This window comes from Hymenobacter caeli (genome assembly GCF_013294115.1).
GTDB lineage: Bacteria > Bacteroidota > Bacteroidia > Cytophagales > Hymenobacteraceae > Hymenobacter > Hymenobacter caeli.
This window is the reverse complement of sequence record NZ_JABSNP010000002.1, coordinates 150269-162202: the sequence shown is the minus strand read 5'-3', so window position 1 is coordinate 162202 and position 11934 is coordinate 150269. Positions and strand designations below refer to the sequence as shown.

Annotated in this window: 11 protein-coding genes; 4 read left to right on the top strand and 7 right to left on the bottom strand. The window is 66.7% G+C overall.

Going from position 1 to position 11934, the window contains the following annotated elements; all coding sequences use genetic code 11:
• Window positions 1–41: 41 nt before the first annotated feature.
• The 4 genes from HNP98_RS02405 to HNP98_RS02395 form a co-directional block, all read right to left on the bottom strand.
• Entirely contained in the window at window positions 42–374 is a 333-nt protein-coding gene (locus HNP98_RS02405; RefSeq protein ID WP_173808460.1) for a type II toxin-antitoxin system RelE/ParE family toxin, read from the bottom strand.
• The gene (locus tag HNP98_RS02400) at window positions 346–600 is read right to left on the bottom strand and encodes a hypothetical protein (protein WP_173808459.1); all 255 of its coding nucleotides are present in this window, start codon (window positions 598–600) and stop codon (window positions 346–348) included. Before HNP98_RS02400 ends, HNP98_RS02405 begins: the two co-directional genes overlap by 29 nt.
• 58 nt (window positions 601–658) lie before the next feature.
• Window positions 659–781: a hypothetical protein gene (locus HNP98_RS22165; protein ID WP_262889077.1), complete on the bottom strand. Its 123-nt coding sequence runs from the start codon at window positions 779–781 to the stop codon at window positions 659–661.
• 71 nt (window positions 782–852) lie between these two features.
• Entirely contained in the window at window positions 853–2916 is a 2064-nt protein-coding gene (locus HNP98_RS02395) for a S9 family peptidase (RefSeq protein ID WP_173808458.1), read from the bottom strand.
• A gap of 281 nt (window positions 2917–3197) precedes the next feature.
• Here HNP98_RS02395 and HNP98_RS02390 point away from each other — a divergent pair, with 281 nt between their 5' ends.
• The gene (locus HNP98_RS02390; RefSeq protein WP_173808457.1) at window positions 3198–5825 is read left to right on the top strand and encodes a M14 family metallopeptidase; all 2628 of its coding nucleotides are present in this window, start codon (window positions 3198–3200) and stop codon (window positions 5823–5825) included.
• Between the two features lie 206 nt (window positions 5826–6031).
• Here the strand turns inward: HNP98_RS02390 and HNP98_RS02385 are convergent, their stop codons facing one another.
• From HNP98_RS02385 to HNP98_RS02375, 3 genes are read right to left on the bottom strand one after another with little or no spacing between them, the layout of a single operon-like run.
• The gene (locus tag HNP98_RS02385) at window positions 6032–6466 is read right to left on the bottom strand and encodes an Rrf2 family transcriptional regulator (protein ID WP_173808456.1); all 435 of its coding nucleotides are present in this window, start codon (window positions 6464–6466) and stop codon (window positions 6032–6034) included.
• Between the two features lie 22 nt (window positions 6467–6488).
• Window positions 6489–6851, bottom strand: a complete 363-nt coding sequence (locus HNP98_RS02380) for an MmcQ/YjbR family DNA-binding protein (RefSeq protein ID WP_173808455.1) — start codon at window positions 6849–6851, stop codon at window positions 6489–6491.
• A gap of 14 nt (window positions 6852–6865) precedes the next feature.
• A complete protein-coding gene (locus tag HNP98_RS02375; protein ID WP_173808454.1) occupies window positions 6866–7039 on the bottom strand; it encodes a DUF6728 family protein in 174 nt (57 codons plus the stop codon).
• Window positions 7040–7181: 142 nt separating this feature from the next.
• Here HNP98_RS02375 and dctA point away from each other — a divergent pair, with 142 nt between their 5' ends.
• The 3 genes from dctA to HNP98_RS22160 all read left to right on the top strand — a co-directional run bounded on the left by dctA (window position 7182) and on the right by HNP98_RS22160 (window position 11913).
• Window positions 7182–8513 (top strand): C4-dicarboxylate transporter DctA, encoded by a 1332-nt coding sequence (gene dctA / locus HNP98_RS02370; protein ID WP_173808453.1) that lies wholly within the window; start codon window positions 7182–7184, stop codon window positions 8511–8513.
• 130 nt (window positions 8514–8643) lie between these two features.
• Entirely contained in the window at window positions 8644–10410 is a 1767-nt protein-coding gene (locus HNP98_RS02365; RefSeq protein WP_173808452.1) for a TolC family protein, read from the top strand.
• Between the two features lie 144 nt (window positions 10411–10554).
• Window positions 10555–11913: an HlyD family secretion protein gene (locus HNP98_RS22160; protein ID WP_173808451.1), complete on the top strand. Its 1359-nt coding sequence runs from the start codon at window positions 10555–10557 to the stop codon at window positions 11911–11913.
• Window positions 11914–11934 lie beyond the last annotated feature (21 nt).

Here is an 11934-nt window from a genome sequence, read left to right as displayed (position 1 = left end):
CGAAAAAGCCCGCGGCAACTGCCGCGGGCTTTTCGTTTTTTTTACAGTAGTCCGTTTTCGCGAAGCATATCGTCTCGCTCGTTGTCCGAAATACTTTCCTGTTCAGATTTATCATAAACAGTGAGTAAAAAAACTTGTTGACCAAGAATTTTTACGCAGGTAATAACCCGTGCTCCACCGCTCTTGCCTGCGTTTTTAGCAGCGATTTTCATACGCACTTTATAGCAGTCACGCCCCAGCGCCTGACCGGCTTTTGGGTTCGCTTTCAGTTCGGCAATAAGTTCGGCAAAATCGTTCAAGCTGCTAGCGTATTTTTTACGAAACCGCTTGAAACTTCGCTCGAACCTACTCGTCGTTACTATTGCGTAACTCATTAAGAAACTCTTCTGCGGTTTTCAACTTGATTTTTCCCTGCTGGTGCAATTCCACTTCGTGGAGCGCCTCGCGGAAATCATCGATCCATTCCTGTTGCTCAGGCGTGTATTTTTTAGTTTTTAGCGGGGCCGTGGCTTTGGTTTTAATAGCAAAAGGAAGGCTTTTGATAACCTTCATGAACGAGGCATACTGCTCGTCAGGAACCATGAAAGTAACTTGACGCATGAGACGAAACAATTAGTTCTGAAAATGGGAGTAGGTAGTAGCAGCACTGTTTAAGCTGTCAGCGGGGCTTGACGACTTTAACAACCTTGGGCTTCACCACTTCAAACGGCAGGTTCAGCTCGCGCAGCAGCTTTTTCACGAAGTTTACCCAGTCGTCGGGTACGGTTACTATCAGGTCCATAGCTTCAAAGTTACGGGGTGCTCCTAACTCAACAAACAGGGCCCCGGGCGAAGTTTCAACGGCGGCGCGGGCTACTCACCACCTTGCGCCCCAGCCGCGGCCGGGCCCTTGGGCATGAGGTACTTGTTGTACCAGCCCAGGTAGCGCACGTAGCGGTCCTTGACGTAGCTGGGCGTGGAGACGCCGTGGAACTGGCCGGGGTAAATAATTAATTGCGTGGGCACGTTCAGGCTTTTGAGGGCCTGGTACATCTGCTCGGTGTTGAGCAGGGGCACGTTAAAATCCTTCTCGCCGCACACGAAGAGGGTGGGCGTTTTGATTTGGTCGGCGTGGTAGAAGGGGTACGAGACGCGCAGGTACACGTCGGTGTTTTTCCAGGGCGTGCCCAGCTCGGTTTCGTAGTCGCGGATGTACTGGTCGGTGCCGTAGCCGGCCAGCACGTTGCCGATGCTGGCGCCGCTCACGGCGGCCTTGAAGCGCTGGTCGCGGGCAATTACCTGGTCGGTCATGATGCCGCCGTAGCTCCAGCCACCCACGCCGAGGCGCTCGGGGTCGGCCAGGCCTTGCGCGACGGCGTAATCCACCACGGCCAGCACGTCGTCGGTGTCCTTGTTGCCCCAATCAGCAAAAATGGCCTTGCTGTATTCGAGGCCCCGGCCCGAGCTGCCACGCGGGTTGGCCACCACCACGGCGTAGCCGTTGGCGGCAAAGTATTGCCACTCAAACGAGAAGCCGTAGCCAAACTGCGCCACGGGGCCCCCGTGGATGCGCAGAATGGCGGGGTACTTGCGGCCCGCCTGGTAGCCCACCGGCTTGATGGTGAAGCCGCTTACCAGCGTGCCGTCCTTGCTCTTGGCCTGGATGGGCTCGACAGCGCCGAGCGTGACGCCCTTCAGCCAGGCGTCGTTCTGCTTCGAGAGCGGCCGCAGGGCCCCCTTCTTATCCAGCGCAAACACTTCGGTGGGCTGCTGGGGCTGGCTGCTGAGCACCACGAGCTGACCCTTGGCGGCCATGGCAAAGTCGCCCACCTGGCGCGGGCCGGCCAGCACTTTCTCCGGCTTGCCGCCGGTGGCCGGCACGCGCATCAGCGATTCGGCGCGGTCGTCTTCGAGCAGGAAGTAGAGGCTTTTGCCGTCGGGGGCCCACTCGGGCTGGGTGGTGTTGCGGTCGAGGCCGGCGGTGAGGGCGCGGGCGGGGCCCCCGGCCACGTCCACCACCATCAGCTGGTGCAGGGCGTACACGAGCTGCTCCTTGGGCCCCCCTTGCACGAAGGCGATGCGGCGGCCGTCGGGGCTCCACACGGGGCGGCTGCCGTAGCCGGGGGCGCTTTCGGGCACGTCGGTGGCCAGCAGCGGCCGGGCCGGGGCCCCGGCCTTGGCGTCGATGAGGAACAGGTCGTAGTTGTCGTGGCGGTCGGGGTCGGGGCCCCGCTTGCTGCTGAAGGCCAGCTGCTTGCCGTCGGGGCTCCAGGCGGGCAGGTGCTCGTCGTAGGGCCCCGGGGTGAGGCACACGAGCCGGCGCGTGGCCACGTCGAACACGTAGAGGTGCTGGCGCTGCTGGTTGAGGTAGCCGTCCACGTCCTTTTTGAACTGGAACCTGTCAATGACGATGGGCGGCGCGGTTTTTTTCTTGGCCTTCTGGGCGGCGGTGAGCGAGTCGGGGTCGGCGTCCTTGAGGATCATGGCGATGCGCTGGCCGTCGGGGCTCCACACGTAGTCCGACACGCTGCCCTTGAGCTTGGTTACTTTCTCGGCCTCGCCGCCGGCGCGGTTCAGCAGCCAGAGCTGGGCGTTGCCGCCGTCGTCCTCGCCGCGGCTCGACACGAAGCTCAGGTACTTGCCGTCGGGGCTGAAGCGGGGCTTGCTTTCGCTGGCCGGGTTAGTGGTGATGCGCAGGTTCTGGCTGCCGTCGGTGCGGGCCATCCAGATGTCGGCGTCGCGCTTGTCGGTGGCCGTGTCCACGCGGGCCACGGTGTAGGCCACCCAGGCCCCGTCGGGCGACAGGTTGGGGTCGGCCACGTCGCGCAGCTGGGCCAGGTCGCGCAGGTTTAGGGGGCGCGGGGCGGGGGCCGTTTGGGCCCCGGCGGCCAGCGGCGGCAGGGCCAGGGCGGCCAGCAAGGGTAGCAGGTTTTTCATAGAAAGCAGGGTTACTCAAAGACGCAAAAGCCCGGTCCAGGATGCACCATAGCCGCCGCGCACGCAGCGGCACCCGGGTGGTTTGGGGCCCCAAGTTGCTAAAAATATAGCGTGCCGGCCAACCAGGCACCCCAAAATCAACCCTGCTTTCCAGAAATTGCCTTATTATTTCCACACAAAGCACCGAAAACAGTGGCCCGTGGCGGGGTTGCCTGCATCTTTGCCGCAAGGGGCCCCGTCCTTACGTTCTCCTCTTCTCCCGAAACCTTTTAAACTGCTTGATGGCATTCTCACTACGCTCCAAATTATTCGCCCGCGGGCAGGCGGCGGCGCAGGCCCTGGGCCGCACCGGCCTGACGCTGCTGCTGGGGCTGGCCCTGCCCCTGGCCAGCGCCGCCCAAACCGCCCCGGCCGATGCGGCGGGGCCCCTGCTCACCCCCGACCAGTTTCTGGGCTACGCGCTGGGCACGCAGTTCACGCCCCAGGCCGACGTGCTGCGCTACGCCGCCCACGTGGTGGCCCACACCCCCGCCCGCATGAAGGTGGTGCGCTACGGCAAAACCTACGAGAAGCGCACCCTGGAAGTAATTGAGGTGGCCAGCGCCGAAAACTTCGGCCAGCTCGACGCCATCCAGCACAACGGCCGCCGCCTGGCCAGCCTGGAAACCGGCGCGACCAGCCGCACCATGCCGGCCGTGTGCTGGCTGAGCTACAACGTGCACGGCAACGAGGCCGTGTCGTCGGAAGCCGTGATGCAGGTGCTCTACGACCTGGCCAACCCCCAGGACCAGCAGATGCAGGACTGGCTGAAGAACACGGTGGTCATCATCGACCCATGCGTGAACCCCGACGGCCACGACCGCTACGCCAACTGGTACAACCGCGTGCGCAACCAGGGCCCCAACGCCAGCCCCGACGCCTGGGAGCACCACGAGCCCTGGCCCGGCGGCCGCTACAACCACTACTACTTCGACCTGAACCGCGACTGGGCCTGGCAAACCCAGCAGGAAAGCCGCCAGCGCATCGTGCTCTATAACCAGTGGCTGCCGCAGGTGCACGCCGACTTCCACGAGATGGGGCCCAACAACTCGTACTACTTCTCGCCGGCCGCCAAGCCCTACCACGCCGACATCACGCCCTTCCAGCGCAAGTTCCAGGGCATCATCGGCGACTACAACCGGGCCGTGTTCGACAAGAACAACTGGCTGTACTTCACCCGCGAAACCTACGATTTGTTCGCTCCCACGTACGGCGATACCTGGCCCAGCTTCAACGGGGCCATCGGTATGACGTACGAGCAGGGCGGCGGCGGGGCGGGCGGCGTGCGCTTCGCCCGCCTCGACGGCGACACCCTCACGCTGGCCCAGCGCATTGCCCACCACCACGCCGCCAGCCGCGCCACCGTCCAGGCCACCGCCGAGCGGCACGACGACCTACTGCGCGAGTTCCAGGCCTACTTCACCGACGCCAGAACCAAGCCCGGCGGGGCCTACAAAACCTACGTGCTGGCCTCCGGCAACGACCCCGGCCAGCTGCGGATGCTGACCCAGTACCTCGACCGCCAGCAAATCAGCTACGGCTTCGCGCCCCGCAAAATCAAGGCCCGCGGCTTCAACTACGCCTCCGGCAAAACCGAGGACGTGGAAGTGGCCCCCCACGACGTGCTGGTGAGCATGTACCAGCCCAAATCGACGCTCGTGAAGGTGCTGTTCGAGCCCCGCCCGCAGCTGGAAGATTCGCTCACCTACGACATCACCTCCTGGGCCCTGCCCTACTCGTTTGGCGTTAAGGCCTACGCCCTGGCCCAGCGCCTCGACGCCTCGGGCCCTACCCCCACCCAGCCCGTGGTGAAGGGCAGCGCCGCCGCGCCCACCGACCGGCCCTACGCCTACCTCGCCCGCTGGAACAACCTCCAGGACGTGCGCTTCCTCAGCCGCCTGCTCCAGCAGCAGGTGAAGGTGCGCTTCGCCGAGCAGGCCTTCGAGGCGGAAGGGCAGAAATACGCGCCCGGCACGCTCATCATCACCCGCACCGGCAACGAGGCCCTGGGGCCCCGGTTCGACCAGCTCGTGCGGGCCCAGGCCGACTCGGCCGGCTCGGTGGTGCAGGCCGTCAAATCGGGCTTCTCGACCACCGGGCACGACCTGGGCTCGGGCTCGGTGCACTTCGTGAAACGGCCCACCGTGGCCGTGGTGGCGGGCCCCGGCATCGACGCCACCGCCTTTGGCGAGGTGTGGCACTTCTTCGAGCAGCAGCTCGGCTACCCCATCACCGTGCTCGGCACCGACTACCTGGGCCGGGTGAACATGGCCAAAATCGACGTGCTCATCCTGCCCGACGGCAACTACGGCGACATCTACTCCGAGCGGGCCCTCGAAAGCCTCAAGGCCTGGGTGCGCGGCGGCGGCAAGCTCATTGCCATGGAAGGGGCCGCCAAGTTCCTGGCCAACAAGCGCGACTTCCTGCTCAAAACCAAGGCCGACGACTCGGTGGCTACCAAGAAAACCGACCAGGCCCGCCCCTACCAGGCCCTGCGCCGCTACGGCGACGCCGACCGCGAAGGCACGGAAGACCAGGCCCTGGGCACCATCTACCGGGTGCAGCTCGACAACAGCCACCCGCTGGCCTTCGGCTACGGCGGCACCTACTCGGCCCTCATCCGCACGCCGCTCAGCTACCGGTTCTTGGGCAAGGGCGGCTGGAACGTGGGCGTCATCAAAAAGGACGGCTACTACGCGGGCTTCGCCGGCCGCAAGGCCCGCAAAGACCTAGTGGACACCCTCGTGCTGGGCGAGCAGGAGCTGGGCCGCGGCCAGGTCGTTTACCTGGCCGACAACCCCCTGTTCCGCGCCTTCTGGCAGGGCGGCAAGCTACTGTTTGGCAACGCCGTATTCCTGGTCGGCCAGTAGAGTTGCGGGTTATTTCAATTAAATTAGAGAAGGCCCCGCCGGTGCACCGGCGGGGCCTTCTCGTGCCGTACCTTAACAATTGCCGTTCAGCGGCCGAGGCGCGAAGTGTCGCGGCTCTACACCAGTCGCGCAAATCGTTTTGCGGCACGCGGGCACGGCGGAAGAGCGTTGCAGCCAGCGTCGTTGCAATGACGACACTTGGCAAGTCAGGCAGCTACCGCTGCGTCCAGGCTGGCCACTACCTGCGCCAGCGTCACGCCGGCCAGCTCGGCTTCCAGCGCTGCCTGGGCCCGGGCGAGGGTGGCCTCCAGGGCCCCCTGGATGTTTCGCCCCACCAGGCACTTCGGGCTGGGGTGGCCGTGCACGTGGAACAGCTTGCCCTCGGCCACCACCTCCACGGCCCGGTACACGTCGAGCAGCGAAACGCCGGCCGGCGCGGGCCGCAAAAACGTGCCCCCCGAGGCCGGGCGCACCTCCACCAGGCCCGCCCGCTTGAGCTGCCCCAGGATGCGCCGCACCACCACCGGGTTGGTGCCCACGCTGCCCGCCATGCGCTCCGAGGAAAGCAGCGCGGCCGGCTTCTGGCCCGCGAGCAGCGCGAGCACGTGCACGGCAACGGAAAAACGGCTGCTGATTTGCATGGGTTGGCGGGCCCCGGAAGGCTTATTCTTCGAGCGCACGGGCCAATTCGGCTCGTGCAGTTTTGGGCAGCGTCGCGGCCACCAGATCGTACGAATCGGCCGTCCACGCCCGCAGCTGGGCGTCGGCGGCCCCGGGGCCGACGAGCACCGTGTTCCAGTGCTTTTTGTTCATGTGAAAGCCGGGCCGCACGAAGTCGAACGCCTCGCGCAACTCCAGGGCCCGGGCGGGGTCGCACTTCAGGTTGACGCTGGCGAAGGTGTCGATGTCGGTGAGGGCGAAGATTTTGCCGCCCACCTTGAACACCAGCGTTTCCGGCCCGAAAGGCGTTTCCTCGGTGGCCCCGGGCAGGCCCAGGCAGTGGTCGCGGAAATCCTCGATGTGCACGGCAACGCTTTGTCTTACAGCACGTAGCGGAAGAACATCACCACCAGGCAGACCAGGAACATCGCCAGGCTGAGCTTGTTGATGAAGTGCATGGTTTTGAGGTTGAAGTTGCTCTGGCGGTCGGGGTTGTTCTTGCGGAAGAAGTACCCGAGGGCAGGGCCGAAATTAAACAGGTTTTTACCGTTCATGAGGGGGCAGTTAATGGTCTGGTAAAGTAACACCAAAGGCCCCGAAAAGATTGTCGGAAATCGGACTTATTGCGCGGCGCGGCAAGTATAATGAGTCCGGGGGCCCGGCGGCAAAAGGCCGTTTGGGAATAGCTTTACGACCATGAAAAAGCCGTTTTCCAACCTCACCGTGCAGGTGCTCGCGGCCATTGCGCTGGGCGTGCTGGTGGGGGCCCTGTTCCCCGCGTTCGGCGCGGCCCTCAAGCCGGTGGCCGACACGTTCATCAACCTCATCCGGATGCTGATTGCCCCCATCATCTTCCTGACGGTGGTGCTGGGCATCGCGGGCATGGGCAGCCTCCAAAAGGTGGGCCGCGTGGGCGGCAAGGCCCTGCTGTACTTTGAAGTGGTGACCACGCTGGCGCTGGCCATCGGCGTGGGGGTAGCCAACCTCACGCAGCCCGGCGCGGGCCTCCAGGCCACCGCCCGGGCCGTGCTGCGCGACGCCGGCAAGGTGGCCGAAGCGGCCAAGTACACCGCCCAGGCCGGCGGCATGCACTGGGTCGAATTCTTCACCCACATCGTGCCCACCAGCGTGGTGGAGGCCTTTGCCCAGGGCGACATCCTGCAAGTGCTGCTGTTCGCGGTGCTGTTCGGGCTGGCCGTGAACCGCCTGGGGTCCGTCGGCGAGCCGCTGACGCGGACCTTCGAGCGGCTCTCGCAGGCCATGTTCGGGGTGCTGGCGCTGGTGATGAAGCTGGCCCCGCTGGGCGCGTTCGGGGGCATGGCCTTCACCATCGGCAAGTACGGGCTGGCCGCGCTGCTGCCGCTGGGCAAGCTCATGCTGGTGGTGTACGCCACCATGTTCCTGTTCATCTTCGGGGTGCTGAACCTGATTTTGCGCTCCCAAAAGCTGCGCCTGGGCCCCTACCTGAACTTCATCAAGGAGGAAATCCTGCTCGTGCTGGGCACCTCGTCGTCCGAGTCGGCCCTGCCCCGCATGATCGACAAGCTGGAGCGCTACGGCTGCTCGCGCCCGGTGGCCGGCCTGGTCATTCCCACCGGCTACTCCTTCAACCTCGACGGCACGTCCATCTACCTGTCCATCGCGGTCATCTTCCTGGCCCAGGCCTTCAACATTCCGCTTTCGCTGGGCCAGCAGCTCTCGCTGATTACCATCCTGGTGGTCACGAGCAAGGGCGCGGCGGGCGTCACGGGCTCGGGCTTCATCGTGCTGGCTTCCACGCTGGCGGCCACCAAGGTAATTCCGGTGGAAAGCGTGGCCCTGCTGCTGGGCGTGGACCGCTTCATGAGCGAGGCCCGCGCCATCACCAACGTCATCGGCAACGGCGTGGCCGCGCTGGTCATCGCCAAGAGCGAAGGCGAGTTCGACGAGGCCCGCCACCAGCGGGCCCTGCAAGGCGGCAGCGGGCCCGAAGCCGAGCGGCCCGCGCCGGTGGTGCCCCTGCCGGTTGTGGGGGCGGACGGGCGCTAGCCCCGGCCCGCAAACCAGGGCGCAGGCACTCGCGGAACGTCCGGGAAATTGCCCGGAATTTCCGCAACAGCCCATCCAATTGCGGGTTGTTTGCGTTCAACTACCCAACAATGGCTTGATTGGGGTGAGTATGCAAAGAATATCTGTCTCGGTTACTTTCATTTATCGGGTCGTTATCACGGGGTTGGGCCTGCTCACGGCGGCGCTAACGGCCGAGGCGCAGAACAGCCCGTCGGGGCCCCCGGCCGTGAGTTCGCCGCCCGCCGGCAGCCAGGCCGGCATCGGCGGGCCGCCGGTGGGCCAGCAGCAACAGCAGGATTTGCAGCGCCGGCAGCAGCAGATGCAGCAAACCCAGCAGCAGCAGAGCGCTTCGCCGCCCGCCGCCGGTGCGCCGGGCGCAGCCAGTGCCGCGCCGGCGGCCCCGGCCGGCCAAGGGGCCCCGATGATGGCCCCGGGCGGCGGCGGCACCCTGGGCGAGCCCAGCGGCACCACCACGCCGCAAGCTTCGTTTGGCGGGGCCCCGCGCGGCGGCGGCATGATGGGCGCGGCCACCGGCGCGGCCCGCACGCTGGCCGTGGCCCCGGCGCAGCTCAGCCTGCCCCAGGCCATCGCCATCGGCCTGGACAACAACCTCACCACCCTGCTGGCCACCGAGCGGGCCGCGGAAGCAAGGGCCCTGCGCCAGCAGGTGCGCTCCTTCCTGCTGCCCAACCTCAGTGGCACGGCCTACCAGCAAAACCGCACCCTCAACCTGGTGGCGCAGGGCCTGGTGCCCGGCGGTGGCCAGGACATGATGAGCGGCGGCACGGGCGGGGGAACGGGCGGCGGCACCGGCGGCGCGGCCGCGGCCCCCACCATCCCGTCGTTCGTGGGGCCCTTCAACACGTTTGATGCCCGGCTCAACTTCTCGCAGGCCCTGCTGAACTTGGCCGCGATGCGCGAGTACAAGAGCAGCACCGCCGCCGTGCGCGTGGCCGACCTCACCGCCGAGCTGGCCCGCGAGCAGGTGGCCACGTTCGTGGCCCTGGCCTACCTCACCGCCCAGCGCGGCAACCTGGAAGTGCGGGCCGCCCGCGCCGACCTGGCCCTGGCCGAGGCCCTGCGCCAGCTGGCCCAGAAGCAGCGCGACGTAGGCGTGGCCAACGGCATCGACGTGGTGCGGGCCGAGGTGCGGGCCTCGCAGCAGCGCTTGCGCGTGGTGCAGGCCGAAGCCAACGCCGAGCAAAACCGCCTCGACCTGGAGCGGGCCGTGGGCCTGCCCCAGGGCAGCGCCACGGTGCTCACCGACACGCTGGTGGCCCGCACCGAGGCCGTGCCCACCGTGGACGCGGCCCTGGCCCCCGCCCAGGCCGCCCGCCTGGATGCCCGCATCGCCGAGCAAACCATTGAGCAGCGGGCCCTGGACCGCCGCTCCCGCGCCGCCGCCCGCTACCCCGTCATCAGCGCCGCCGGCGACTACGGCCAGTCGGCCGTGACGCCGTTCAAAGACGACCGCGCCACCCGCACCTACGGCGTGACGCTGAGCGTGCCCGTGTTCGACGGCGGCTACACCCGGGGCCGCGTGAACGCCGCCGTGAGCCAGCAGCGCCAGGCCGAGCTGGCGCTGGGCAACACCCGCGGCCAGGTGGAGCAGGACGTGCGCACGGCCCTGCTGGGCTGGCGCTTAGCCGCCGAGCAGGTGCGGGCCGTGAACGAGCAATTTGACCTGGCCACCCGCGAGCTGGCGCTGGCCACTCAGCGCTTCCGGGCCGGCGTAGCCGACAACCTCGAAGTGCTGCAAGCCCAGGCCAGCCTGGCCGACGCCCGCGCCCTGCAGGTGCAGGCCCTGGCCCAGTACGGCGCGGCCCGGCTCAACTTCGCCGCCGCCACCGGCACGGCCCAGGCCTTCCGCCTGTAAGTAGCCGTGACAAAAAAACGAGTTGTCAGTTGCTCGTTGTCAGTTGTCAGTCAATCAATTGCCAACCAATTAAAAACTGACAACTAAGAACTAACAACTGACAGCCAACAACTGACAACTGACAACTAAGAACTAACGTGTGTTATGGCCGATAACGCTCCTTCTCCCGCCGCCCGCCCCGCCCGCGACCCGGCCCGGCGGCGCACCGCCGACCCTTCCGATGCCCCCGACCAGCGCCTGGGTGCCAACCCGCGCACGGTGCAAAAGCAAGCCAAGGACGCCCCCGACGAGGTGACCGAAAAGCCAATTTACCAACGCCCCTGGTTTCTCGTCCTGGCGGGGGTGGGGCTGCTGCTGCTGCTGATTTGGGGCGTGCGCTACTACCGGTACGCCAGCGACCACGAAACCACCGACGACGCCTTCGTGGAGGGCAACGCCGTGCGGGTGAGCCCGCGCGCGGCCGGCCAGGTGCTGAAAGTGTACGTGCGCGACAACCAGCTGGTGAAGAAGGGCACGCTGCTGCTGGAAATAGACCCGCGCGACTACCAGGCCCAGCTGACCCAGGCCGAGGCCCAGGTGACCAGCGCCCGCGCCCAGCGCAACACCGCCGAGCAGGCCAGCGCCTCGCGGCGCAGCGTCATTGCCCAGCAGCAGGCCCAGCTGGCCGCCGCCGAAGCCGGCGTGGCCCAGGCCCTGGCCCAGGCCCGCGCCGCCCACGCCCAGGCCGCCAACGACGCCCGCGACGAGCAGCGCTACGCCGAGCTCTACAAGACCGATGCCGTGTCGCGCCAGCGCTACGACCAGGCCGCCACCACTGCCCGCGCCAGCGCCGACCAGGCCGCCGCCGCCGACCAGCGCACCCAGGCCGCCCGCGCCCAGGCCGGCCAGGCCGCCGCCGTGGTGGCCCAGGCCCGCAACGACTACCGCCAGGCCACCGAGCAAATCAGCGTGTCCGACGCCCAGATTGCGCAGGCCCGGGCCGCCGCCGACCAGGCCCGCCTCCAGCTTTCCTACACCAAGCTCTACGCCACCGAAACCGGCCGCGTGACCGGCAAGGCCGTGGACGAGGGCCAGACCGTGGCCGTGGGCCAGCAGCTGCTGCTCATCACTTACGGGCAGCTGTGGGTAACCGCGAATTTCAAGGAAACGCAGCTGGCCCGCATGCGGGTGGGCCAGCCGGTGCTGATTGAGGTCGATGCCTACTCGGGCGAGCAGTTCCGGGGGTCGGTCGAGAGCTTCCAGCGGGGCACCGGGGCCCGTTTCAGCCTGCTGCCCGCCGAAAACGCCACCGGCAACTACGTGAAGGTGGTGCAGCGCATTCCGGTCAAAATCGTGTTCAACGGCCAGCCCGACCTGCACCTGCTGGCCCCCGGCATGTCGGTGACGCCCGAGGTGGACATCACCGTGGTGCCCACCCGGCAGGCCGCCGACACCACTCACATCGAGGCCAGCCCCCGCGTGGTGGACCACGCCGCCCGCCGCCGGGTGGGCCCCAAGCAGTAACCGTTTTACCGTTAAGCTCAA